This is a genomic window from Pseudomonas sp. TCU-HL1 (assembly GCF_001708505.1).
GTDB lineage: Bacteria > Pseudomonadota > Gammaproteobacteria > Pseudomonadales > Pseudomonadaceae > Metapseudomonas.
In genome coordinates this window covers 5208362-5232229 of the sequence record NZ_CP015992.1, presented here as the reverse complement: position 1 = coordinate 5232229, position 23868 = coordinate 5208362, and the positions used below count along the sequence as shown (strand labels likewise).

Genomic DNA, 23868 nt, shown 5'->3' with positions numbered 1-23868 from the left:
GCGGTACGCAGCGAGAGGTTACCCAATGCCAGCCCCGTCTCTACAGGCAAAAAAGGCCTACTTCGCCAAGGTGCGCCAGTCTAACTATGCTGCCAGCCTTCGTTTGGAGGGCTTCGACGTGACTCCGGCCGATGCGGATCGCAAGCTGCCTACTCGCGAAGCTGTTCTGGACGCGTACCGCAACACGCAAGGCTGATATCGTCTTGTCTGGCGCTGCCCTGCATGCGTACACATCTTTGAGATAAGTACGACTTCTTACCGAGGAATGAAAAGTTCAAGCTTAGATAGCTGCCCAAGCAACATGGCTTCATTTCAATAAAGGGCAAAAAATAAATCTGTCCACCTTTACTCTGCAGTCCCCTTTATTCCGTCCTCTTTACTTCGGTCCCCTTTTGTAATGGAGCCTGGGTAATTAGCTCTCGGCATCGTCATAGTCCGGACTTCGATGTCCATGCTCCGGCTCAACCCTTCCGGAAATCAGCCAAAGGGCGTATTGCGGATATGCATCGGCAAGAATTCCCAACTCCTCGGTGCTGATCCTGATCTTCCCGCCACTGATGTTTCTCCAGCGTTCGTAGTTTTTTCCGCCGAGCTCACTCAGGTGCTTGGGGCCAACCGTCCGGATTAGCTGGAGTGCTCTTTTTCTTACAGCGTCCATGGAAATTTCTCAGCAAGAGTAATCTTTACTCAATCCCTGGTTTGGAGTAATTTTTACTCACTGAGTAATGGTTACTCTTGTTTGCGCGGATTACGTCTGGCCGATTATAGGGACATTGTATGGAACAGTCTGGTGTAACGAGGTTTCTCCCAGAAGAACAAGGCGCGCTTGCCGACTTCCGTGACCCACCGTTTTGCTCACAGTTGGCGTTGGCGCGAATGCTTGGGATCGAGCAGATCACTGAAGACGTGGTGCGTGGCTGGGTGGAGTCGGCCACGTTGCCCACGGTGAAGATCGGTCGCCGCCGCGTGATCAACCTGCACCGAATCCGCAAGGACCTGGACCAGGGCAAGACGGTGTTCAGTGCGGGGGACTATGCCGATGAGTAAGTTGATGTCCTGCCGGTTGTTTAACGGTCACCTGTATCGCGGTCTGCGCTTGCTCTGCATTCTGGAACGAGGGGCGCGCGGGAAGAGCCGCTCGATACCCATTCAGACCCTGCATCGCGCAGCTCCGATGACAAATTTATCCGGTTGGTATCACTTGCCTCATCGCTGTGGCTCAGTGGCGATCGACCTGCGCGGTCTGCCGCGTGAGCCGGGAATCTATCTGCGCGAAGTTGCAACCCGCCGTCCGCGCTCGGATGTGCTGGCGCGTTGTGTGCCGACCGGGTGCAAGGTGGTGAGACTCGCCAGCGCGCGCGAGCACTGAGAAGCCCCATGCCGATTTCCAAGGAGGGAGGAGGCTGGACGGCGGATTTCTACGAGGACGGCCAAGTCGGACGGCGAGTTCGCAAGGCAGGCTTCTCCAGCCGCACCGTTGCCCTGCGCTATGAGGCCGACTTCATTACGCTGCGGCAACTGGACAGGCTGTCCCCTGGACGAGCGTCTTTCTGACCTGGTTCTGCTCTGGTACGAACGGCTCGGCCATTCGCTCATGGATCACCAGACGAGGCTGCTCCATACCCTAGGACTGGTGGAGGGCCTGAACGACCCGCCAGTGGTCGACTTCGACGAGTGAGCCTGGAATCACTACCGGGCATCCCGCCTCAAGGTTGCGGCTCCGGGGCGTGTGGAGCGCGAACGGCACTTGCTCTCGGAGGTGTTCGCGGACCTGATTCGTTCGGGAGAGTGGATAGGCAGAAGCCCATTCTCGGAGACGTGACTGCCACTGAAGGTACAAAGGGTTAGCCGAACCTACCCCTGGCGGCGACCTGGTCCTGGGGCTGGAGCTTCACCATCCCGCCTGTCGTCGTGCGCAAAGTCAGCGCTTCCCTGCATGAGCTCGATGAAATGAATGATCGCATTGGAGGGGAGGGCATGGCTGGCATCACGATTCGTAACCTGGGCGACGACCTTGAGGCGCGGCTTCGTGTCCTCGCGGCCAGCCATGGCCGTTCAATGGAGGGCGAGGTGAGGGTGATTCTTGCCGAAGCCTTGGCGAAGCATGACACGCCCAGTGGGTTGGGAACCCGAATTCACAATCGTTTTGCCTCCATTGGAGGAGTTGACTTGGAGTTGCCTTCCCGCAACACAAGGGCACGTGCAGCGGACTTTGATGATGGGCCGCTCACCACCCGTCCAGTTGGCGACGTCATGCGACCTATACACCCGGGCGAGATCTTGCGCGAGGAGTTCCTGGAACCCCTCAACATCACCCCGGCTGCACTTGCTCGCGCACTTCACGTATCCGCCCCGACTATCAACGACATTGCACGTGAGCAGCGGGGCATCACGGCAGACATCGCCATTCGCCTGGGGCGCTACTTCGATACGTCCGCCCAGTTCTGGATGAACATGCAATCCGAGTACGCGCTGGCCACGGTGTACGCGGCAAAGGGCGAAGCCATTGAGCATGAGATAGAGCCACTGGCAGCGCACGGCTAGGTGAATTCGGGACGAAAGAGGTCTCGCAAATCAGGGTTTTTCTTTGCGTGGACATGAGGAGGAGGGGCGGCGGGGGTAGTCGGCGGTGTAGTCTGCCGCCCAAAACAAAAAAGGGTTAGCTTGCGCTAACCCTTTGTTTTGTATGGTGGCTACACCGGGACTTGAACCTGGGACATCAGCATTATGAATGCTGCGCTCTAACCGACTGAGCTATGTAGCCGAGTGGCGCGCATTTTCCGTATCTATCGGAGGGCTGTCAACCCCTTCGCTTAGATAATTTTGTGATCTTTCAAGCGTTTAGGCGGTGGGAGTGTTTTCAGCAGTGTGCGCCGGGGGGTAGCCTGATGTTTGTAGGTTGGGCTGAGTTTGACGAAGCACAACGTCGGTGTTTCAGACTTTGTTGGGCTTCGCGCAGCTCAGCCACAACCTACGAAAGCAAAAAGCCCCGGAGGTCCGGGGCTTTTTCAACGATCAGACGTTGAAGCGGAAGTGCATCACGTCGCCATCCTTGACGATGTACTCCTTGCCCTCCAGGCGCCATTTGCCAGCTTCCTTGGCACCGTTTTCACCCTTGTACTGCATGAAGTCGTCATAGGCGACGACTTCGGCGCGGATGAAGCCTTTTTCGAAGTCGGTGTGGATCACGGCAGCGGCCTGCGGGGCGGTGGCGCCGACGCGGACGGTCCAGGCGCGGACTTCCTTCACGCCAGCGGTGAAGTAGGTCTGCAGGTTGAGCAGGTCGTAGCCGGCGCGGATCACGCGGTTCAGGCCGGGTTCTTCGAGGCCAAGAGCCTCGAGGAACATGTCCTTCTCTTCACCGTCGTCCAGCTCGGCGATCTCAGCTTCGATCTTGTTGCAGACGGGAACCACGATGGCGCCTTCTTCTTCGGCGATGGCTCTCACCACGTCCAGGTGGGGGTTGTTGTCGAAGCCGTCTTCGGCAACGTTGGCGATGTACATCACTGGCTTGCTGGTGAGCAGGTGGAAGCCGCGAACGAGGCGTTTCTCTTCGTCGCCCAGGTTCTTCAGCAGGGAGCGCGCGGGCTTGCCTTCGCTGAAGTGGGGGATGAGTTTTTCCAGCAGGGCTTTCTGCGCCAGGGCGTCCTTGTCGCCGCCTTTGGCGTTACGGGCGACTTTCTGCAGTTGCTTCTCGCAGCTGTCGAGGTCGGCGAAGATCAGTTCGAGGTCGATGATCTCGATGTCGCGCTTGGGGTCGACGCTGTTGGAGACGTGGATGACGTTCTCGTCTTCGAAGCAGCGAACCACGTGGGCAATGGCGTCGGTTTCGCGGATGTTGGCGAGGAACTTGTTGCCCAGGCCTTCACCTTTGGAGGCGCCTGCTACCAGGCCGGCGATGTCGACGAACTCCATGGTAGTGGGGATTACACGCTCGGGCTTGACGATCTCAGCCAGGGCGTTGAGGCGCTGGTCGGGCATCGGCACGATGCCGCTGTTCGGCTCGATGGTGCAGAAGGGGAAGTTCTCCGCTGCAATGCCGGACTTGGTCAGGGCGTTGAACAGGGTGGACTTGCCGACGTTGGGCAGGCCGACGATGCCGCAATTGAATCCCATGGAATGTGCCTCTGCGCGGAGTGGTTTCAGGCCTTTCGACTGTGCAGTTTCTGCATGGCGCGGGTGAGGTCACCGGCGAGCAGTTCTGGCATCACGTCGAGGGCGAAATCGATGCTGGTGTCGAGCAGTTCCTGTTCGCTGCGCGGGGCGCGGCCAAGAACGAAGCCGGAAACCAGGCTGCTGTGCCCCGGATGGCCGATGCCAAGCCGCAGGCGATGGAACGAATTCTGGTTGCCGAGTTGGGCGATGATGTCGCGCAACCCGTTGTGGCCACCGTGGCCGCCGCCGGTCTTGAGCTTGGCGACGCCGGGGGGCATGTCGAGTTCGTCGTGGGCCACCAGGATGGCCTCGGGCGGAATGCGGAAGAACCCAGCCAGGGCCGCTACGGACTGGCCGCTGCGGTTCATGTAGGTGGTGGGGATCAGCAGGCGAACGTCGCGACCTTGATGGGAGTATTTCCCGACCAGGCCGAAGTACTTCTTGTCGAGGCTCAGGTTGACGTGTTCGCGGTCGGCCAGGCGCTCAACGAAAAGGGCCCCTGCGTTATGCCGGGTCTGGTCGTATTCGGGGCCGGGGTTACCCAGGCCGACGATCAGTTGGATGGCAGTCACTACAGGGGCCCTTCTTCAGGCTGCAGAGTAATGGATTACTCGGCTTCGCCTTCTTCTTTCACAACGCGGGAGGCGTGGATGTTGGCCACAGCCAGGTCGTTGCCGTGGGCCAGGGCCACCAGCTCGATACCTTTCGGCAGCTTGAGGTCGGACAGGTGAACGGTCTGACCTACTTCGACCTTGGCCAGGTCGACTTCGATGAACTCCGGCAGGTCTTTCGGCAGGCAGGAGACTTCGACTTCAGCGATGGTGTGGGAAACTTCGCCGCCGCCTTGCTTCACGCCAACGGAGGTAGCTTCGTTGATGAAGTGCAGGGGTACGTGGGCGCTCAGTTTCTGGCCGGCAACTACGCGCTGGAAGTCAGCGTGCAGTACGAAGCCTTTGGCCGGGTGACGCTGCAGGGCCTTGATCAGAACGGTTTCGGTAGCGCCGGAAACGTTCAGTGCGATCACGTGGCTGAAAGCGGCTTCGTTTTCCAGCAGCTTGGCCAGGTCTTTGGCCAGCAGGCTTACGGATACCGGGGCTTTCTCGCCGCCGTATACAACAGCGGGAACCAGGTTGGCGTTACGACGCAGGCGGCGGCTCGCACCTTTCCCCAGGTCAGAACGCGCTTCGGCATTCAGGGCGAAATCAGTCATTACAGTTCTCCAAAATAACCAAAACGCCCGTAATGCTTGCGACCAGCATCCGGGCGGTTGGGCAAAAAGCCCCGTTTGAGCGGGGCGCGTTTCGTCAGGGATGCCCGCTTAGCGGAACATCGCGCTGATCGATTCTTCATTGCTGATGCGGCGGACCGCTTCAGCCACAACCGGCGCGATATCCAGCTGACGGATACGCGAGCAGGCTTGTGCCGCGGCGGACAGGGGGATGGTGTTAGTCACCACCAGCTCGTCCAGCACGGAGTTTTCAATGTTCTCGATGGCGCGGCCGGACAGCACCGGGTGGGTGCAGTAGGCGTAGACCTTGGCGGCGCCATGGTCCTTCAGGGCCTTGGCAGCGTGGCCCAGGGTGCCAGCGGTGTCGACCATGTCGTCGACCAGCACGCAGGTGCGGCCTTCGACGTCGCCGATGATGTGCATGACTTCGGACTGGTTGGCCTTCGGGCGACGCTTGTCGATGATCGCAAGGTCAACGCCGAGAGACTTGGCGACGGCACGGGCACGAACCACGCCGCCGATGTCCGGGGAAACGATCATCAGGTTTTCGAAGCGCTGGTCTTCGATGTCATCGACCAGGACCGGGGAGCCGTAGATGTTGTCCACCGGAATGTCGAAGAAGCCTTGGATCTGGTCGGCGTGCAGGTCGACGGTGAGTACACGGTCGATACCGACTACGGTCAGCATGTCAGCCACTACCTTGGCGCTGATGGCCACGCGAGCGGAGCGCGGACGGCGATCCTGGCGGGCATAGCCGAAGTAGGGGATGACCGCGGTGATGCGGGACGCCGAGGAACGGCGGAAGGCGTCAGCCATCACCACCAGTTCCATCAGGTTATCGTTGGTCGGTGCGCAAGTCGGCTGGATCAGGAAGACGTCCTTGCCGCGGACATTTTCATTGATTTCAGCACTGATTTCACCGTCGGAGAATTTGCCTACAGAGGCATCACCGAGGGGAATATGCAGTTGACGTACGACGCGACGCGCCAGATCGGGGTTGGCGTTCCCCGTGAAGACCATCATCTTGGACACGCGCAGTACCTGCCGGCTGAGGGTGGGCCTGATGAATCAAAAAGCCGTTCAAAGGCCGTGGCTTTTGAACAGCTTTTTAAGTGTATGGCAGGGGCGGCTGGATTCGAACCAACGCATGGCAGGATCAAAACCTGCTGCCTTACCGCTTGGCGACGCCCCTAAAATTTTAACTTGCTGTGCAGTGCTTTCGTTACTGCTGTACGCATGAACCCATTGGGTTAATGGCAGGGGCGGCTGGATTCGAACCAACGCATGGCAGGATCAAAACCTGCTGCCTTACCGCTTGGCGACGCCCCTGTATCGTACAACCGAATGCCTTGCATTCCCTCTCAAGCCAGACCTTGAAGCTTGCGGTGCAACATCGAGATGTTACGCCCCTGAGCGACAAAGCTCGGCAGAGTGGCCGGAAGTTGGCGCGAGACTTTATCAGCATCGCCTTTGCTTGGGAAGCTCCCAAACACACAAGCTCCAGTGCCGGTCAATCTAGCTGAAGTGAATTTACTCAACAAGATCAGCGCGTTACGTACATCCGGGTAACGCTTCTCGACCACCGGCTGGCAGTCGTTTCGACCGCCCCCCTCAAGAAGGCTGCGAACTTTAATGGGCGGAGTATCCCGTGTCAACTCGGGATCGGAGAAAACTTCTGCTGTGCTGACAAAGACTTGCGGCACTGCGACGAGGAACCAGGGCTCCGGCAGTTCCACGGGAGTCAGTTCCTCGCCAACACCCTCGGCGAAGGCCGCGCGACCGCGTACGAACACGGGCACATCGGCTCCCAGCGAGAGCCCCAGGGCGGCAAGTCGGTCTTCGCTCCAGCCCAGGTTCCACAAGCGATCCAGGGCGAGCAGGGTGGTGGCGGCATCCGAGCTGCCGCCGCCAATACCGCCACCCATCGGCAGGCGTTTGTCCAGCCAGATGTCGGCGCCAAGCCGGCAGCCGGATTCGGCCTGCAGCTTGCGGGCTGCGCGCACGATCAGGTTGCTGTCATGGGGAACGCCGGGCACCTCCGTGCGCAGGTGGATTTCATCGTCCTGGCGCGGGGAGAAACCCAGTTCGTCGCCATGGTCGAGAAACTGAAAGAGGGTCTGCAGCTCGTGATAGCCATCGGCACGACGACCGAGGATGTGCAGCATGAGGTTGAGCTTGGCCGGGGCCGGCAGGACGAGTTGCGCGTCGTGCATCAGTGGCCGAGCTGGCGCGGTTGCCAGTCCTTGATCACCAGGGTGACGTCGAGGTTTTCGCCGCTGAGCTTGATGCGCTCGGGCAGGGCAAAGCCGTTCTGTTCGACATAACTGAGGTACTGCACGCGCCAGCCGTCCTGTTCCAGGCGGGAAAGGCGGCTATCGCCGTCGAGGGTCAAACGACTGCGGGTGTCGGGTGCGGGCAGGCCGCGGACCCACCAGAGCAGGTGCGAGACGGGCAGGCGCCAGCCGAGTTGCTCTTCCAGCAGTGCTTCGGGGGATTCGGCCTGATAGCGGCCCTGGTTGGCCACTTCCAGCTCGATATTGCCCGGGCGCCCGGTCAGGCGCGCGGCACCACGGCCCAGGGGGCCGGACAGGCGGATGTCGTAGTAGTCCTGGCGCTGCAGCCAGAACAGGGTGCCGCTGCCGGAGTCCTTCGGTGCGCGGATGCCCACCTTGCCACTGATCTGCCAGCCATCGAGGGTGCTGACCTGGGTCTTGTGGGCGTTCCAGCTGGCCTGGTTGCCCTGGCCTTCGAGGGTTTCGCGGGGAGTGAGGGCGGAGCAGCCGGTGAGCAGGATGAGCGCACCGGCCGCCAGGAGATTACGTAAACGCATGGATCAGAGGTTTCCTGAGCCGGTCAGGCGTTGCAGGGTGTCACGGAGAATGGCGCTGTCGGGCTGTTTCTGCAGGGCATCGGCCCAGACCTTGCGGGCCTCGACCTGCTTGCCGCGCGCCCAGAGCACTTCGCCCAGGTGGGCGGCCACTTCATGGTCGGGGAACTCTTGCAGGGCCTGGCGCAGCAGGCGCTCGGCGTCGTTCAGGTTGCCCATGCGGTAATTCACCCAGCCCAGGCTATCGAGGATGGCTGGGTCGTCCGGGTTGAGTTTGTGGGCCTGTTCGACCAGTTGCTTGGCTTCGTCATAACGGGTGGTGCGGTCGGCCAGGGTGTAGCCGAGGGCATTCAGCGCCATGGCGTTTTCCGGCTCACGCTCGATGATGAAACGCAGGTCCTTCTCCAGTTGGGCAAGGTCGTTGCGCTTTTCCGCCAGCATGGCGCGGGTATAGAGCAGGTTGAGGTCGTCCGGGAACTGCTGCAGCCCCTCGTGGATAACCTTCCAGGCGCGCTCCGGCTGCTGCCGTTCGGCCAGGCTCTCGGCCTCGATCAGGTATAGCTGGATGGCGTAGTCCGGCTGGGTTTCGCGCGCCTTGGCGAGGCGGGCCTCGGCTTCGTCGGCGCGGCCGCTTTCCAGCAGGATTTCCACCTGGCGCATCTGCGCAGGCAGGTAGTCGTTGCCGGGGCCGACGAGAGCGTACTCGATCAACGCACTGTTCTTGTCGCCGCGTTTCTCGTAGATCTGGCCAAGGTTGAAGTGGGCCGAGTCGACGTGGCTGCCGCGGTCGACCAGCTCCTCCAGGTAGACCTGGGCTTCGTCCCAGGCTTCGCCTTCCAGGCAGACCAGCGCCAGGGAGTAGCGCAGGTCGTCGTCATCGGGAAATTGCTGGACCAGCCCCGAGAACTCGGACTTGGCTTCGTCCAGGCGGCCCTGTTCCACCAGCATGCGGGCGTAGGTCAGGCGCAGACGCTTGTCATCCGGGTGCTGCTTGATGGCTTTCTGCAGCAAGGGCAGGGTCTCATTGCCACGCTTGAGACTTTGCAGCAGGCGGGCACGAAGCAGGATGGGGGCGATTTCCTTGTCGTCGGCCGGCAGGCCTTCGAGCAGCGCCAACGCTTCTTCGGTCCGACCATCCTGTTGCAGCAGCACGGACTTGCCGAATACCAGTTGGCTGTTGTCCGGGTGCTTGGCCAGCAGGCGGTCGAAGCTCTGCAGCAAGCCGGCGCGGGTATCGGCGTCGGTTTCCGCCGCGGACAGCGCGAGGAAGTCGAAGTGGGTGTCGCCTTGGCCCTGGAGCACCTTCTCCATATAAGCCATGGCTTCGTCGTAGCGTCCGGCGCGGGCCAACTGCACGGCGGCAGCGCGTTGGGCGTCGAGATTGTCTGGGGCGTTCTTGGCCCAGATCAGGGAAGAATCCAGGGCGGCCTGGTCGGCGCCGAGGTATTCGGCTATGCGGAAGGCGCGCTCGGCGACAGCCGGGTCCTGGGTGGCATTGGCCTGTTGGACGTAATTGCCAAGGGCGATGTCGAAACGGTTGCGCTGTCCGGCCAGTTCGGCGGCGAGCAGGGCGTAGAGGGTTTCGCGGCTGAACGAACCATAGACCTCGGGCTTGGCGGGTGCGGAGGCCTGGTTGCCTTCCTCGACCGGTGGGGTGCCGTCCGGAGACTTGTGGGTCAAGCTCTGACAGCCGCCGAGAAACAGCAGGGCGGTCAGCAACGCGAGGGATCTATTCATAGAGGCGGAAGGCGTCTAACCAGCGAGTGGCCCATCATGACACAAGCCGTCAGGCTAGCACATGGGGCGGGGGGCCAACCTGCGGGCGGCAAAACCTGTTCAGGCCGACAATTATCGGCGGTGGTTGTCGTCGTTCGGGTGAAGTAGGACAATTGCGCGCCCTCCCGTTTCAGTTAGCGACCCTGCATGGCCTTCATTGCTCTTGGTATCAACCACAAGACCGCCTCGGTGGACGTCCGCGAACGCGTGGCCTTCACCCCCGAGCAGCTGGTGGACGCCCTGCAGCAGCTGTGTCGCATCACGCCCAGCCGCGAGGCGGCGATCCTCTCTACCTGCAACCGCAGCGAACTCTATCTGGAGCAGGATCACCCCAGCACCGATGAAGTGCTCGCCTGGCTGGCCGGTTATCACAACCTCAGCCTGGAAGAGCTGCGCGCGTGCGCCTATGTGCACCAGGATGACGCTGCGGTCCGCCACATGATGCGCGTTGCCTCCGGGCTGGATTCCATGGTCCTCGGCGAGCCACAGATCCTTGGCCAGATGAAGTCCGCCTACGCCGTTGCGCGCGAGGCGGGTACGGTCGGCCCGCTGCTGGGTCGTCTGTTCCAGGCCACCTTCAGCACCGCCAAGACGGTGCGTACCGACACCGCGATCGGCGAGAACCCGGTTTCCGTGGCCTTCGCCGCCGTCAGCCTGGCCCGGCAGATATTCTCCGACCTGCACCGCAGCCAAGCCTTGCTGATCGGTGCCGGTGAAACCATCACGCTGGTTGCCCGTCATTTGCACGAGCAAGGCGTGAAACGCATCGTGGTCGCTAACCGCACCCTTGAGCGCGCCAGCATCCTGGCCGAAGAGTTCGGCGCGCACGCCGTGCTGCTGGCTGACATGCCCCAGGAACTGGTCAACAGCGACATCGTCATCAGCTCCACCGCCAGCCAACTGCCGATCCTCGGCAAGGGCGCGGTGGAGCGTGCCCTCAAGCAGCGCCGGCACAAGCCGATCTTCATGGTCGACATCGCCGTCCCGCGCGACATCGAGCCCGAAGTGGGCGAGTTGGATGATGTCTACCTCTATACCGTGGACGACCTGCACGAAGTGGTCGCCGAAAATCTCAAGAGCCGCCAGGGTGCGGCCCAGGCTGCCGAAGAGCTGGTGGGCGCAGGGGTCGACGACTTCATGCAGCGCCTGCGCGAGCTGGCTGCGGTCGACGTGCTGCGTGCCTACCGCCAGCAGGCCGAGCGTTTGCGTGATGACGAGCTGGCCAAGGCCCAGCGTATGCTGCAGAACGGCACTTGCGCCGAAGAGGTGCTGGCCATTCTGGCTCGTGGCCTGACCAACAAGCTGATGCACGCCCCCAGCGTGCAGCTGAAGAAACTCTCCGCCGACGGCCGTTTCGACGCGCTGGCCGTGGCCCAGGAACTCTTCGCCCTCGATGAGGGCTCGGATAAACGCTCGCAATGAAAGCTTCCCTGCTGAACAAGCTCGACCTCCTCCAGGATCGCTACGAGGAGCTCACCGCCCTGCTTGGCGATGCCGAGGTCATCATGGACCAAGGCAAGTTCCGCGCTTACTCCAAGGAGTTTGCCGAGGTCGAGCCGGTGATCCTGGCGTTCCGCGAGTTCCGCAAGGTCCAGGGCGACCTCGAGGGCGCCCAGGCGCTACTCAAGGACAGCGATCCGGACCTGCGCGAGATGGCCGAGGAAGAAGTGGCCCAGGCCCGTGAGCAACTGGCGGAGCTGGAAGACCGCCTGCAGCGCATGCTGCTGCCCAAGGACCCGAACGACGGCCGCAACGTCTTCCTCGAAGTCCGCGCCGGCACCGGCGGCGATGAGGCGGCAATTTTTTCCGGCGACCTGTTCCGCATGTATTCCCGTTATGCCGAGCGCCAGGGCTGGCGTGTCGAGATCCTCTCCGAGAATGAGGGCGAGCACGGCGGCTATAAAGAAGTGATTGCGCGGGTCGAGGGCGACAACGTCTACGCCAAGCTCAAGTTCGAGTCCGGCGCGCACCGCGTGCAGCGGGTGCCAGAGACCGAATCCCAGGGCCGTATCCACACCTCTGCCTGCACCGTTGCCGTGCTGCCGGAGCCGGATGAGCAGGCCGCCATCGAGATCAACCCGGCCGATCTGCGCGTCGACACCTACCGCGCGTCCGGCGCCGGTGGCCAGCACGTGAACAAGACCGACTCGGCGGTGCGTATCACCCACATCCCGTCGGGCATCGTCGTCGAGTGCCAGGAAGAGCGTTCCCAGCACAAGAACCGCGCCAAGGCCATGGCCTGGTTGGCTGCCAAGCTGAACGACCAGCAGGAAGCTGCCGCCCACAAGGAAATGTCCGATACCCGCCGCCTGCTGGTGGGTTCCGGCGACCGTTCCGAGCGCATCCGCACCTATAACTATCCGCAGGGCCGGGTCACCGACCACCGCATCAACCTCACCCTGTACGCGCTGGACGACGTCATGGCCGGTGGCGTGGAGGCCGTGATCGAGCCGCTGCTCGCCGAATACCAGGCCGATCAGCTCGCGGCCCTGGGGGACTGACGTGACCATCATTGCCAGCCTTCTCGGTGAAGCCCGCCTGCCGGATTCACCCACCCCGCGCCTGGACGCCGAACTGCTGCTGGCTGCCGCCCTCGGCAAGCCGCGCAGCTTCCTGCATACCTGGCCGGAACGCGTGGTGTCCAGCGAAGCGGCCGAACGTTTCGCCTGCTACCTGGAGCGCCGTCGTGGCGGTGAGCCGGTGGCCTATATCCTTGGCCACCAGGGTTTCTGGAGCCTGGATCTGGAAGTTGCACCACATACCCTGATCCCGCGTCCGGATACCGAAGTCCTGGTGGAAACTGCACTGGCCCTGCTGCCGGCAAGCCCCGCCGACGTGCTCGACCTCGGCACCGGCACCGGCGCGATTGCCCTGGCCCTGGCTTGCGAACGCCTGGGCTGGAGGGTGATCGGGGTGGACCGGGTGTCCGCCGCCGTGCAATTGGCCGAACGCAATCGTGCCCGGCTCAAGCTGAACAACGCGCAGTTCATCGAGAGCCACTGGTTCTCAGCCCTGGGCGAACAGCGTTTTGCCCTGATCGTCAGCAACCCGCCATACATCCCCGCCCAGGACCCGCATCTGGTCGAGGGTGACGTGCGCTTCGAGCCTGCCAGTGCCCTGGTGGCGGGCGCTGATGGCCTGGACGACATTCGCCAGATCATCCAGGACGCGCCTGCGCATTTGCTTCCTGGTGGCTGGCTGCTGCTGGAACATGGCTACGACCAAGCCGTAGCGGTGCGCGACCTGCTGGCCCGCCAGGGGTTCGCCCAGGTGGATAGCCGCCGCGACCTCGGTGGCCATGAGCGCATCTCCCTTGGGCAGTGGCCATGCTGAGCGACCAGGAACTTCTGCGTTACAGCCGGCAGATTCTCCTGCCGCAGATCGATGTCGACGGCCAACTGCGGCTGAAACAGGGCCGCGTGCTGATCGTCGGCCTCGGCGGCCTTGGGTCGCCGGTCGCGCTTTACCTGGCGGCTGCCGGTCTGGGTGAGCTGCACCTGGCGGATTTCGACACCGTCGACCTGACCAACCTGCAGCGGCAGATCGTCCACGACAGCAACAGCGTCGGGATGGGCAAGGTCGACTCGGCCATGGCCCGTCTCGCCGCGCTGAATCCTGAAGTGCACCTGGTGCCGCATACCCGCGCGTTGGATGAGGACTCCCTGGCTGCTGCCGTTGGCGCGGTTGATCTGGTGCTGGATTGCACCGACAACTTCGGCACGCGCGAAGCGGTTAACGCCGCGTGTGTGGCGGCTGGCAAGCCGCTGGTGTCTGGCGCTGCGATTCGTCTCGAAGGCCAGCTTTCGGTGTTCGACCCGCGGCGCGACGATAGCCCCTGCTACCACTGCCTCTACGGCCACGGCAGCGAAGCTGAACTGACCTGCAGCGAAGCTGGCGTGGTCGGCCCGCTGGTGGGGCTGGTGGGCAGCCTGCAGGCGCTGGAGGCCCTGAAGCTGATCGCCGGTTTTGGCGAGCCCATGGTCGGCCGCCTGCTGCTGGTGGATGCCCTGGGGAGCCGTTTCCGCGAGTTGCGGGTCAAGCGTGACCCCGCCTGCGAAGTCTGCGGAGCGCGGCATGCCTGAGGCGGCACCGGTCGGCGTTTTCGACTCGGGTGTTGGCGGCCTCTCCGTCCTGCGGGAGATTCGCGCGCTACTGCCGTGTGAATCCTTGCTGTATGTGGCCGACAGCGGCCATGTGCCTTACGGCGAGAAGAGCGCTGAGTTCATTCGCGAGCGCAGCCAGCATATCGCCGAGTTTCTTCTCGATCAGGGTGCCAAGGCGCTGGTGCTGGCCTGCAATACCGCCACCGTGGCGGCTGTCGCCGACCTGCGCGAGCGTTATCCACAGCTGCCCATCGTCGGAATGGAGCCGGCCGTAAAGCCCGCTGCCGCTGCTACCCGTACTGGCGTGGTGGGCGTGCTGGCGACTACCGGCACACTGAAGAGCGCCAAGTTCGCGGCACTGCTGGATCGGTTCGCCGGTGATGTGCGGGTCATTACCCAGCCCTGTCCCGGACTGGTGGAGCGCATCGAGGCCGGTGACCTGCTGGGGGCGGAAACGCGCGCCCTGCTGATGGCCTACGTCGAGCCGCTGCTGGCCGAGGGCTGCGATACCTTGATCCTTGGCTGCACCCACTACCCGTTCCTACGCCCGTTGCTGCGCGAACTGGTGCCGGCCCCGGTCAGCCTGATCGATACCGGCGCGGCGGTTGCCCGTCAGTTGCAGCGCCTGCTGGAAGCACATGGCCTGCTGGCAGAAGGGGAGGTCGAAAACTGCCGTTTCTGGTCGAGTGGCGATCCGATGGCGATGCAGAAAATTCTCCCGACTCTCTGGGGCGAATCCGCCCGTGTGGACAGGTTTCCGGATTGATACAAAAGGCCGCCCGAGTACTTTCCCCGATTAAAAAGCTATCTATAATCGCTGCAAGGTATTAAGACTTTTTGTCTGCACTTCAGAAAAAGGATTGGTTTCATGAAGAAGCTTTTCTGCTGGGCCGCAGCTGCAGCGATCACCGTCGGCCACGTCGTTTCCGCGCAGGCTGCGGATGTTTCGCTGGATATCGGCCAGTCCGGCGAGTCCACCATGGTTTATCGCCTGGGTACCCAGTTCGATTTCTCCAGCAACTGGTTCCAGACTGATGTCGGCCGCCTGACCGGTTATTGGGACGCCGCCTACACCTATTGGGAAGGCGATGAGAAAGCCAGCAACCACAGCCTGTCCTTCACGCCGGTATTCGTTTACGAGTTCGCCGGTGAAACCGTGAAGCCCTATGTTGAAGCCGGTATCGGTGTCGCCCTGTTCTCGGACACCGACCTCGAAGACAATGACCTGAGCTCCTCCTTCCAGTTCGAAGACCGCATCGGCCTCGGCCTGCGCTTCGCCAACCAGGAAGTCGGCGTACGCGCCATGCACTATTCCAACGCTGGCATCAAGCAGCCGAACGATGGCGTAGAGGCTTACACCCTGCACTATCGCCTGTCTTTCTAAAGCGAACCTGCAGCACCAGAAACCGGGCCAAGTGCTCGGTTTTTTGTTGGGGCAATGACATCGTCCTCTGCCGGGGCTCACGTATCGGCCCGGCCCCATGCTGAAACACCATGCAAGGCCGGCAGTACCATCGCCCAGACCAGCGACAGCAGCCCCGCGCTTATCCACAGCCCCAGCGGCAACCCCACATCCGCCAGTCGTGCGCCGATCAGGTAGGCCGGCGGTGCGCACAGTCCACCTAGAAGGCTGGCACGCCACCAGGGGCGGGCGCTCCAGGCGAGGCTGTGGTTGAGGGTGGTGGCCAGCAGGGACCAGAGCAAGGCCAGCCAGAGTGGCAGCACGCGGTCAGTGCCGGGAAAGTGGAACACGCCGAGGTGAATGAGCGCGGTATCCAGCAGGCTGCCGGCGAGAAACACGATGAGCAGCAGTTTTCGCTCCTGCTGCCAATTGCCAATCCAGCAGAAGTGCACTGCGAGTATCAAAGGCACAGCCAGCAGCAACCAGGGTTGATGGCTGCCGAACACGCACGCCAGCCATCCGATCTGGAACAGCACGGCGTTGGCGACCAGCCTAGGCATCGAAGTGGCCCAGCAGCGCTTCCGGGCGTGCACCGGGCTTGGCCAGAAGCAACTGCGCGGTCCCGATGCTGCGCTCGATGAAGCCGCCTTCGCAGTAGCAGAAATAGAACTCCCAGAGCCGGTAGAAGTAGTCGTCGTAACCCATTTGCGCCAAGCGCCCGCGCGCCTGGCTTAGGTTCTCGTGCCATAGGCGCAGGGTCCGCGCGTAGTGGCTGCCGAAGTCCTCCAGGTGCACCAGGTTGAGGTCACTGTGGTCGGTTGCGGCCTCCAGCATCCTGTGCACCGAAGGCAGCGCGCCGCCAGGAAAGATGTAGCGCTGGATGAAGTCCACGCTGCGCCTGGCCTGTTCAAAGCGCTGGTCGCGAATGGTGATGGCCTGCAGCAGCATCAGCCCGTCGTCCTTGAGCAGCCGTGCGCACTGTTGGAAGTAGGTCGGCAGGTAGCGATGACCGACCGCCTCGATCATCTCGATGGACACCAGCTTGTCGAAGCGGCCTTGCAGCTCGCGGTAATCCTGTAGCAGCAGGGTGATACGAGACTGCAGCCCCAGCTCGTCGATGCGCTGCCGGCAGTAGCGGAACTGCTCGCGGGAGAGGGTGGTGGTGGTGACCCGGCAACCATGGTGCAGGGCCGCGTGGATGGCCATGCTGCCCCAGCCGCTGCCAATCTCCAGCAGGTGGTCGGAAGGCTTGAGTTCCAGCTTGCGGCAGATGCGTTCCAGCTTGTTCACCTGGGCCTCTTCCAGGCTGTCCTCGGGCCTCCTGAACTGCGCGGCGGAGTACATCAGAGTCGGGTCGAGGAACTGCTCGAACAGTTCGTTGCCCAGGTCGTAGTGGGCGGCGATGTTTCGCTGCGAGCCGCGGCGAGTATTGCGGTTGAGCCAGTGCACGGCGTGCAGCAGGGGGCAGCCGAGGCGGGCCATGCCGCGTTCCATGCCATCGAGCACCTCCAGGTTGGCGACGAACACGCGGATGACCGCGGTCAGGTCCGGACTGTTCCAGTAACCGTGGACATAGGCTTCGCCCGAGCCGATCGAGCCATTGCCTGCCACCAGTCCCCAGACGGCCGGGTCCAGCACCTGGATTTCCGCCGTTAGGGTGGTCTCGCACTCGCCGAAGACCCGTCGTTCCGCTCCTTCAATCAGCGTGAGTTGACCGTGGCGCAGCCGGCCCAGTTGGCGGAGTACGGCGCGGCGTAGCAGACCTGCCGCCACGCCATTGCCGCGCATCGCTCCGAGCTTGGCGGTGAGGCTAGGGCTTTTCATCGTCGTGCTCCTTTGTGGCGGGAGTCGCCAGGCTGAAGGCGTCCCGGGCGTGTCGGTGGGGATACAGCGGTATTCGCTTGAGCAGCAGGCGCAGCGCCTGCCAATAGATGGCCGCCAGCGTTCGGGCGGTCGTCCAGGGAAAGGTCCGCAGGTAACGGTGCAGGCTGGCGCGGTCTAGGGCCTGGCGGTTGAGCTGCAGGGTGGCGTCGAACAGTTTCAGGCCGCCCCGCCAGTCCTCCATATGAACCCCCACGCGCTCGCCCACGGGGCTGAACGCCATGTGGTACTCCAGATCGGGGGGCAGGAACGGCGATACGTGGAAGGCCTTGTTCACCCGCAGGTGCTGGTGCCCTTCTCCCTTGGCCGACAGCACATAGTGGTGACGTTCCCGCCAAGGGGTGTTGGTGACTTCGCAGAGGATCGCCACCAGCCGTTCCTGATCGTCGAAGCAGTAGAAGAAGCTCGCCGGGTTGAACGCCAGGCCCCAGCTACGGGGTTGTGCGAGCAAGCGGATCGGCCCTTGTGGGCGCTCGCCGAGGGCTTCTTCCACGCGCTGGCGCACGGCTTCGGCGAGTCGGGTTCCTCGACGGGTGTATTCGGGGAGAAAGTCGGTTTCGCGGAAACCGAAGGGGGCCAGCGATCCGCGCCCTGCGAAGGGCGAAAGGGCGAACACTTGTGCCTGCTCCTCCAGGTCGAGGTAGAGCAGGCCGATGGGATAGCGAAAATCATGGGCGCAGGGCGAGAAGCGCCGGTGCCTGACCCAGCCGCTGTAGAGCGCACTGTTCACAGGCTTTCTCCGAATGCCATGCCAACGCGCAAGGCGCTGACCACGCCATCCTCGTGGAAGCCATTGCCCCAATAGGCGCCGCAGTAGTAGCTGTGCTGCATGCCGGCCAGCTCCGCCCAGCGCGCCTGGGCCTTGAGGCCGGCGAGGCTGTACTGCGGGTGGGCGTAGTTGAAGCGGGCGAGGATCTTCGCCGGGTCGATGGCGTCGGTCTGGTTGAGGCTGACGCAGCAGGTCTGCCGGGCGTCGAGGCCCTGCAGGATGTTCATGTTGTAGGTCACCGCTGCTGGCTGGTGCGGCGGGCCGCCCAGGCGATAGTTCCAGCTTGCCCAGGCCAGGCGGCGACGTGGCAGCAGGTGGGTATCGGTGTGCAGCACTACCTCGTTGGCGGCGTAGGGCAGGGCGCCGAGAATCTGCTGTTCCGCTTCGCTGGCGTCGGCCAGCAGGGCCAGGGCCTGGTCGCTGTGGCAGGCGAACACCACCTTGTCGAAGCGTTCGCGGCCGGCGGCGCTGTGCAACCACACGCCGTGCTGGTCGCGCTCGACTCGCTGCACCGGGCACTTCAGGCGAATGCGCTCAGCGAAGGCAGCGGTCAATGGAGCCACATAGCTGCGCGAACCACCCTCGATCACATACCACTGCGGCCGTCGGCTGACCGAGAGCAGTCCGTGGTTCTTGAAGAAGCGCAGGAAGAAGTCCAGGGGGACGCCCAGCATGTCGGCCAGGGACATGGACCAGATGGCCGCCCCCATGGGCACGATGTAGTGCTCGATGAAGCGTTGGCCGTAGCGGCGGCTGCGAAGGTAGTCGCCGAGGCTGGCGTCAGACGGGATTCGGTGCTCCTGCAGGTCCGCGAGGGCTTCGTGATTGAAACGCAGGATGTCTCGCAGCATGCCCCAGAAAGCCGGCGAGACAAGGTTGCGACGCTGGGCGAAGAGGCTGGCGAGGCTGTGCCCGTTGTATTCCAGGTCACTGTCCGGATCGCAGACCGAAAAACTCATCTCGGTGGGTTTGAAGGGCACGCCCAACTGATCGAGCAGACGGATGAAGTTCGGGTAGGTCCAGTCGTTGAAGACAATGAAGCCGGTGTCCACGGCATGCCGCTGGCCATCGACTTCCACGTCCAGCGTGTGGGTGTGGCCACCGATCCAGTCGTTGGCTTCGAACAGGGTGATGCGGTGGCGACGATTGAGCAGCCAGGCGCAGGTGAGGCCGGAGATGCCGCTGCCGATGATGGCGATGTTCATGGCGCGCCATCCTTGTCGCGGTTGCGAGCCAGGCGCTTGCCGAGCGCCAGGCGCAGGTGTCCTGGCAGGTGCGCCAGCAGTAGCAGGCCGGCGATGAAGGGGCCGGGAAAGGCGATGTCCAGCGGCCGTGCCGGCAGGCGCCGGGCGATGTGCCGCGCAGCGCGTTCGGCTGGCCAGCGCAGTGGCATGGGGAAGTCGTTGCGGCGAGTCAGCGGCGTGTCGATGAAGCCGGGGCTGATCAGGGTGACATCGATACCCTCCCGGGCCAGGTCGATGCGCAGGGCTTCCAGCAGGTAGCGCAGGCCGGCCTTGGAGGCGCCGTAGGCTTCGGCGCGGGGCAGGGCGAGGTAGGTCACCGAACTGCCCACGCCCACGAGGTGCGGTCGCTCGCCCTTGCGCAACAGCGGCAGTGCCGCCTCGATGCACTGGCTGGTGCTCAGCAGGTTGGTGCGTACCACGCGCTCGACCAGGGCGGCGTCGTAGTGGCGGGCGTCCAGGTATTCACAGGTGCCGGCATTGAGGATGGCGGTGTCCAGGGCGCCCCAGTGATGGGCGATGCGCTCGCCGATATCACGCACCTGCCAGGGTTCGGTCAGGTCGCCGGGGGCCACCAGCACCTGATCGGGCCAGCGGGCTGCGATCTGTTGCAACGCCCCTGCATTACGGGCGCTGAGGGCCAGTCGATGGCCGGCGCTGAGCAGCTCCAACGCCAGGGCGCGACCCAGGCCACTGCTGGCCCCGGTGAGCCAGATGCGCCGGCTACCGCTCATGCCAGCCTCCGCTTCAACCAGCGGATGGCGCCGCCCAGCAGCGGTACATGTTCGTAGAGCAGGGCGCCGGCGTCGAAGTAGTCGCGATGCCAATGGACCTTGTCTCGCCAGCGCAGGTGCGAGCACCCTTCCAGACAGATCGCGCGTCCTCGGCTAAGGCGTGGGTGGCGGAAGGCCATGCGCCAGCGCAGGTAGCCTTCGCCTTCGCCGACCTGATCTCGGCCCAGGAAGTCGAACTGCAACTCGTGAAGGTCGGCGTACATCGCCTCGAAATAGCGCTGCAGGGCCGGCAGGCCTTCAACCTGGTGCAGCGGGTCGGTAAAGCGCACGTCGTCGCTGTAGAGCTCGCGGAGAAGCGCCAGGTTGTGGCGGTCCAGGCGTGCGAACCGGGTGGCGAACGCCCCGAGGTAGTCATTCATACGGCGCGTTCCTCGAGGTCTTTGAATGCCATCAGTGCGCGTTCGCGGCTTGCGCCGAGGTCCACCAGGGGGGCCGGGTAGCCCGCGACGCCGAAGAGTCCGCCGAGGCTGGCGGGGTTGTGGATATCTCGCTTGTCCAGGTGCGCCAGCTCAGGCAGCCAGTGGCGCAGGAAGTGGCCGTCGGGGTCGAAGCGCTGGGACTGGCTGATGGGGTTGAAGATGCGGAAGTAGGGCGCGGCGTCAGTGCCGGTGGAGGCGCTCCACTGCCAACCGCCGTTGTTGGCTGCGAGGTCGCCGTCGATCAGGTGGCGCATGAACCAGCGCTCTCCCTCTCGCCAGTCGATCAACAGGTTCTTGGTCAGGAACATGGCCACCACCATGCGCAGGCGGTTGTGCATCCAGCCGGTGTCCAGCAGTTGGCGCATGGCGGCGTCGATGATAGGGATACCGGTGCGGCCCTGCTGCCAGGCCGCCAGCTCTTCGGGCGCCCGGCGCCAGCCCAGGGACTCGGTCTCACGCCGGAAGGCACGGTGACGGGACACGCGCGGGAAGCCCACGAGGATGTGTTTGTAGAACTCACGCCAGAGCAGCTCGTTGATCCAGGTGACGGCGCCCGGGTTGCCGCTGTCGAACTCGCCTTGGTTGTTGCGCAGCGCCGCGTGCAGGCACTGGCGTGGAGAGATCACACCGGCGGCGAGGTAGGGCGAGAGCTGGCTGGTACCGGAATGGGCGGGAAAGTCGCGGCGTTGCTCGTAGCACCAGAGCTCCTCCTGGGCAAAGGCTTCCAGGCGCTCGCGCGCTGCGTCCTCGCCAGCGGGCCAGAGGTGGCGCAGGCGCTCTGTGGGCGTGGCGAAGCCTTCGAGCTGGCTGGGCGGGACATCGCTGGCGATACCGAGTCCGGTCTGCGGTCGTGGCGGCGGCAAGCAGCCCGGCAGCGCGGTGTGCAGGCGTTGGTAGCAGACCTTGCGGAACTGGCTGTAGACCTGGAAGTAGGTGCCGGACTGTGTCAGCACGCTGCCGGGCCGGAAGAACAGCTGGTCGAGGTGGCTGCGCAGGACAATGCCATCCTCCGCCAGGCGCGCGCTCACCTGGCGGTCGCGCTCGGTCTCGTTGACGCCGTATTCCTCGTTCACCTGGACCGTGCCGATGTCGAATTCGTGGCAGAGGTCACGCACCACGCGCGGGGCATCGGCCCAGGTGTCCGCCTGTCGAATCAGCAACGGCACGTTGAGTTCGCGCAAGGCCCGGCCAAGTTCGGCCAGGTTGCGTAACCAGAAATCCACCTTGGCCGGTGCATCGTCGTGGGCCTGCCATTGACCGGGGCTGATGATGAACAGGGCGAGGGTGGGGCCGCTGGTGAGGGCGGCGTGCAGGGCGCTGTTGTCTCGCACGCGCAGGTCGGTGCGGAACCAGATGAGTTGGCGCATGGCGCGATCCTTTAACGGTGTTGCAGCAGGCCCAGGTCGGACAGGGTCTGCAGGGCATCCAGCGGGCCTTCGGCCAGGTGGGTGCCGGGTTCGAGTTCAGCCTGGTGGATGGCCACCGCAGGACCGGCCAGCAGGCAGGGGCAGGGGTGGCCATTTAGCAGGCGCGGTAACTGGGCAGCGTTGAAGGGCTGGCTGGAGTAGAGCAGCAGCGCGCGAGGCTGGATGTGCGCCACGGCGAGGGTCAGTTCGGCGGCCGGCACCGGCCAGTCGAAGACTTCCACCGGGCAGTCGGTGCTGCTGGCCAGCCAGGCGGTGAGCCAGAGGCTGGGTTCCATGGGCCGCTCGGATGTGTTGATCAGGAGGATCGGCGCACCGCTGCACTGGCGATTGTTGTGATAAAGGCGCGCGCCCAGCTTGGTGCGCAGCCAGGAGAGGAAGAACACGCGCTCGACCTGGCCACCGAACTGGCCGCGCCAACGCTGTTCGAGCTCGTCCAGCAGGGGGCTTAGCAGTTGACGGTACAGGGTCCGGGGCGGGTAGAGCGCCATGGCTGCATTGAAACGCTCGTCCAGTTGACGCTCGGCCAGGTTGCCGATGGCTTCCAGCAGGTGCTGGCGCTGTTCCGCCCAGGGCGATGCGGGTTCGCTATCGGCGGCGCTCGTTTGCTGGGTCTTGAGAAGCCCCTTTACCTGCCCCACCGCCACACCGCGGTCGAGCCAGGTGAGTATCAGGCGGATGCGTGCCACTTCATCTTCGGTGTAGAGGCGGTGTCCCTTGCGGGTGCGCAGCGGCACGATCAGCCCATAGCGACGCTCCCAGGCGCGCAGGGTGACCGGGTTGATGCCGGTCTGGCGCGCCACTTCGCGGATGGGTAGCAGGCCGCTGGCCAGGGCGGCCTGGTAGTCGATTTCCTGCGGGGTACCCGGTGTCTTGTCCATGGCTAGAGAGCGTTGCGCAGGCTGAGTTCTTCCGGATGCGGCTGCAGGTAGGCCTGCTGGGCGATGTAGCGATCCGGGTGGCCGTTGAAGTGGTGCTTGAGCAGGGTCATGGGCACGACCAGCGGGACGATGCCGCTGCGGTATTGCTCGATCAGGCGCTGGAGTTCGGCTTTTTCTTCGCGACTGAGGTGGCGCTTGAGGTAGCCGCAAAGGTGCTGCAGCACATTGCTGTGGGTTCCGCGGGTGGCGCACTTCTTCAGCGCAATCATCAGCGCACTGAAATAACGCGGGCCGATCACGTCAACCGGGTGCTCGCCGATGCTGCCGAGCAGGCGTCCCAGCGCCTTGTATTGCACCGGGTCGTTGGCCATCAGTTGGTATTTGTAGCGGGAATGGAAGTCGATGACGGCCTTGTGGCTCAGCCCCGCGCGGCGCATGGCCTGCCACTGGGCATGCGCGTAGACGCGGGTGAGGAAGTTTTCCCGCAGCACCGGATCGTTGAGGCGGCCGTCTTCTTCTACCGGCAGATCGGGGTGCAGGGCGCAGAAAGCGTTGGCATAGATGCCACGTCCACCCCCATCGACGGGATGGCCGTTGGCCTGGTAGACCTTGACCCGCTCCAGTCCGCAGGACGGCGACTTCTGCATGAAGATGTAACCGCTGATATCGGCGAGTTGCGCGGCCATGATTTCACCGAACTCAGCCAGGGCCTCGGTGTGGTCGCGTTGGTGCCGGTTGCCCACCGCGCGAGGCGCAGCGGGGTCGCCGACCAGGCGAATGGCCTCACGGGGAATGCCGAGGCCGATGGCCACTTCCGGGCATAGCGGTACGAAGTCGAAGTGCTGCGCCAGGCTGCGGCTGCACAGGTACGACTCCTTGTGCCCACCGTTGTAACGCACAGGGTCACCGAGGAGGCAGGCGCTGATGCCCAGTCTGGGGCGCTGCGGCAGGTCGAATGGCGTGGACAT

At 63.6% G+C, this 23868-nt stretch carries 28 protein-coding genes, 3 tRNA genes and 1 pseudogene; 12 read left to right on the top strand and 20 right to left on the bottom strand.

All coding sequences use genetic code 11. The features are described 5' to 3' along the window. The first annotated feature begins 25 nt into the window (after positions 1–25). A complete protein-coding gene (locus tag THL1_RS30840; RefSeq protein WP_145928379.1) occupies positions 26–196 on the top strand; it encodes a YhfG family protein in 171 nt (56 codons plus the stop codon). A 216-nt stretch (positions 197–412) separates the two neighbouring features. Here the strand turns inward: THL1_RS30840 and THL1_RS24040 are convergent, their stop codons facing one another. After that, positions 413–658 carry a DNA-binding protein gene (locus tag THL1_RS24040; protein WP_069085587.1) on the bottom strand — a complete coding sequence of 82 codons (246 nt, stop codon included), beginning with the start codon at positions 656–658 and terminating at the stop codon, positions 413–415. A gap of 119 nt (positions 659–777) precedes the next feature. Here THL1_RS24040 and THL1_RS29265 point away from each other — a divergent pair, with 119 nt between their 5' ends. The 5 genes and pseudogenes from THL1_RS29265 to THL1_RS24035 all read left to right on the top strand — a co-directional run bounded on the left by THL1_RS29265 (position 778) and on the right by THL1_RS24035 (position 2544). After that, positions 778–1047: a hypothetical protein gene (locus tag THL1_RS29265; protein ID WP_083246000.1), complete on the top strand. Its 270-nt coding sequence runs from the start codon at positions 778–780 to the stop codon at positions 1045–1047. After that, the gene (locus THL1_RS29905) at positions 1040–1369 is read left to right on the top strand and encodes a hypothetical protein (protein WP_145928378.1); all 330 of its coding nucleotides are present in this window, start codon (positions 1040–1042) and stop codon (positions 1367–1369) included. The genes THL1_RS29265 and THL1_RS29905 overlap by 8 nt, the downstream gene beginning before the upstream one ends. An 8-nt stretch (positions 1370–1377) precedes the next feature. After that, a complete protein-coding gene (locus THL1_RS30185) occupies positions 1378–1554 on the top strand; it encodes a hypothetical protein (protein ID WP_161490988.1) in 177 nt (58 codons plus the stop codon). A gap of 396 nt (positions 1555–1950) precedes the next feature. Then, positions 1951–2085: pseudogene (locus THL1_RS31475) on the top strand (FitA-like ribbon-helix-helix domain-containing protein); the annotation flags it as partial. A 168-nt stretch (positions 2086–2253) separates the two neighbouring features. Continuing rightward, a complete protein-coding gene (locus THL1_RS24035) occupies positions 2254–2544 on the top strand; it encodes a HigA family addiction module antitoxin (RefSeq protein ID WP_069086622.1) in 291 nt (96 codons plus the stop codon). Positions 2545–2687: 143 nt separating this feature from the next. On the opposite strand, the gene THL1_RS24030 is transcribed toward THL1_RS24035, so the two are convergent. The 10 genes from THL1_RS24030 to THL1_RS23985 form a co-directional block, all read right to left on the bottom strand. After that, positions 2688–2764, bottom strand: a tRNA-Met gene (locus THL1_RS24030). Between the two features lie 251 nt (positions 2765–3015). Then, entirely contained in the window at positions 3016–4116 is a 1101-nt protein-coding gene (ychF, locus tag THL1_RS24025; protein ID WP_069085586.1) for a redox-regulated ATPase YchF, read from the bottom strand. A 26-nt stretch (positions 4117–4142) separates the two neighbouring features. Further along, positions 4143–4727, bottom strand: coding sequence for an aminoacyl-tRNA hydrolase (pth, locus tag THL1_RS24020; RefSeq protein ID WP_069085585.1), 585 nt, complete (start codon positions 4725–4727; stop codon positions 4143–4145). A 35-nt stretch (positions 4728–4762) separates the two neighbouring features. Continuing rightward, a complete protein-coding gene (locus THL1_RS24015) occupies positions 4763–5365 on the bottom strand; it encodes a 50S ribosomal protein L25/general stress protein Ctc (RefSeq protein ID WP_069085584.1) in 603 nt (200 codons plus the stop codon). A gap of 108 nt (positions 5366–5473) precedes the next feature. Beyond that, positions 5474–6415 (bottom strand): ribose-phosphate pyrophosphokinase, encoded by a 942-nt coding sequence (locus THL1_RS24010; protein ID WP_028629917.1) that lies wholly within the window; start codon positions 6413–6415, stop codon positions 5474–5476. Between the two features lie 85 nt (positions 6416–6500). Then, positions 6501–6575 (bottom strand) — tRNA-Gln (locus THL1_RS24005). Between the two features lie 62 nt (positions 6576–6637). Next, a tRNA-Gln gene (locus tag THL1_RS24000) sits at positions 6638–6712 on the bottom strand. A gap of 32 nt (positions 6713–6744) precedes the next feature. After that, positions 6745–7596 (bottom strand): 4-(cytidine 5'-diphospho)-2-C-methyl-D-erythritol kinase, encoded by an 852-nt coding sequence (gene ispE / locus THL1_RS23995; RefSeq protein ID WP_069085583.1) that lies wholly within the window; start codon positions 7594–7596, stop codon positions 6745–6747. Continuing rightward, on the bottom strand, positions 7596–8213 hold the full coding sequence (gene lolB / locus THL1_RS23990; protein ID WP_069085582.1) for a lipoprotein insertase outer membrane protein LolB: 618 nt from the start codon (positions 8211–8213) through the stop codon (positions 7596–7598). The genes ispE and lolB overlap by 1 nt, the downstream gene beginning before the upstream one ends. Before the next feature lie 3 nt (positions 8214–8216). Then, entirely contained in the window at positions 8217–9947 is a 1731-nt protein-coding gene (locus tag THL1_RS23985; protein WP_069085581.1) for a tetratricopeptide repeat protein, read from the bottom strand. 186 nt (positions 9948–10133) lie between these two features. On the opposite strand from THL1_RS23985, the gene hemA reads away from it, so the two are divergent. The 6 genes from hemA to THL1_RS23955 all read left to right on the top strand — a co-directional run bounded on the left by hemA (position 10134) and on the right by THL1_RS23955 (position 15473). Continuing rightward, entirely contained in the window at positions 10134–11408 is a 1275-nt protein-coding gene (gene hemA, locus THL1_RS23980; RefSeq protein WP_069085580.1) for a glutamyl-tRNA reductase, read from the top strand. Continuing rightward, complete coding sequence (gene prfA / locus THL1_RS23975; protein ID WP_069085579.1) at positions 11405–12487, top strand: peptide chain release factor 1; 1083 nt, start codon at positions 11405–11407, stop codon at positions 12485–12487. Before hemA ends, prfA begins: the two co-directional genes overlap by 4 nt. 1 nt (position 12488) lies before the next feature. Further along, complete coding sequence (prmC, locus tag THL1_RS23970) at positions 12489–13319, top strand: peptide chain release factor N(5)-glutamine methyltransferase (RefSeq protein WP_069085578.1); 831 nt, start codon at positions 12489–12491, stop codon at positions 13317–13319. Continuing rightward, positions 13313–14068 carry a molybdopterin-synthase adenylyltransferase MoeB gene (locus THL1_RS23965; RefSeq protein WP_069085577.1) on the top strand — a complete coding sequence of 252 codons (756 nt, stop codon included), beginning with the start codon at positions 13313–13315 and terminating at the stop codon, positions 14066–14068. The genes prmC and THL1_RS23965 overlap by 7 nt, the downstream gene beginning before the upstream one ends. After that, on the top strand, positions 14061–14855 hold the full coding sequence (murI, locus tag THL1_RS23960; protein WP_069085576.1) for a glutamate racemase: 795 nt from the start codon (positions 14061–14063) through the stop codon (positions 14853–14855). Before THL1_RS23965 ends, murI begins: the two co-directional genes overlap by 8 nt. Before the next feature lie 102 nt (positions 14856–14957). After that, positions 14958–15473, top strand: a complete 516-nt coding sequence (locus tag THL1_RS23955; RefSeq protein ID WP_069085575.1) for an acyloxyacyl hydrolase — start codon at positions 14958–14960, stop codon at positions 15471–15473. A 77-nt stretch (positions 15474–15550) separates the two neighbouring features. Here THL1_RS23955 and THL1_RS23950 read toward each other — a convergent pair whose 3' ends face one another. Genes THL1_RS23950 through THL1_RS23910 form a run of 9 tightly spaced genes read right to left on the bottom strand, consistent with a single transcriptional unit; the run spans position 15551 to position 23868 of the window. Further along, entirely contained in the window at positions 15551–16051 is a 501-nt protein-coding gene (locus THL1_RS23950; RefSeq protein WP_069085574.1) for a DUF2878 domain-containing protein, read from the bottom strand. Further along, on the bottom strand, positions 16044–17315 hold the full coding sequence (locus tag THL1_RS23945; protein WP_069085573.1) for an SAM-dependent methyltransferase: 1272 nt from the start codon (positions 17313–17315) through the stop codon (positions 16044–16046). The genes THL1_RS23950 and THL1_RS23945 overlap by 8 nt, the downstream gene beginning before the upstream one ends. Beyond that, the gene (locus THL1_RS23940; RefSeq protein WP_069085572.1) at positions 17302–18102 is read right to left on the bottom strand and encodes a DUF1365 domain-containing protein; all 801 of its coding nucleotides are present in this window, start codon (positions 18100–18102) and stop codon (positions 17302–17304) included. The genes THL1_RS23945 and THL1_RS23940 overlap by 14 nt, the downstream gene beginning before the upstream one ends. Further along, entirely contained in the window at positions 18099–19346 is a 1248-nt protein-coding gene (locus THL1_RS23935) for an NAD(P)/FAD-dependent oxidoreductase (RefSeq protein ID WP_069085571.1), read from the bottom strand. The genes THL1_RS23940 and THL1_RS23935 overlap by 4 nt, the downstream gene beginning before the upstream one ends. Further along, positions 19343–20116, bottom strand: coding sequence for an SDR family NAD(P)-dependent oxidoreductase (locus THL1_RS23930; protein ID WP_069085570.1), 774 nt, complete (start codon positions 20114–20116; stop codon positions 19343–19345). The genes THL1_RS23935 and THL1_RS23930 overlap by 4 nt, the downstream gene beginning before the upstream one ends. Then, on the bottom strand, positions 20113–20535 hold the full coding sequence (locus THL1_RS23925; protein WP_069085569.1) for a nuclear transport factor 2 family protein: 423 nt from the start codon (positions 20533–20535) through the stop codon (positions 20113–20115). The genes THL1_RS23930 and THL1_RS23925 overlap by 4 nt, the downstream gene beginning before the upstream one ends. Next, positions 20532–21962 carry a deoxyribodipyrimidine photo-lyase gene (gene phrB / locus THL1_RS23920; protein ID WP_069085568.1) on the bottom strand — a complete coding sequence of 477 codons (1431 nt, stop codon included), beginning with the start codon at positions 21960–21962 and terminating at the stop codon, positions 20532–20534. The genes THL1_RS23925 and phrB overlap by 4 nt, the downstream gene beginning before the upstream one ends. An 11-nt stretch (positions 21963–21973) precedes the next feature. Next, entirely contained in the window at positions 21974–22900 is a 927-nt protein-coding gene (locus THL1_RS23915) for a MerR family transcriptional regulator (RefSeq protein ID WP_069085567.1), read from the bottom strand. 2 nt (positions 22901–22902) lie between these two features. Continuing rightward, entirely contained in the window at positions 22903–23868 is a 966-nt protein-coding gene (locus tag THL1_RS23910; protein WP_069085566.1) for a YbgA family protein, read from the bottom strand.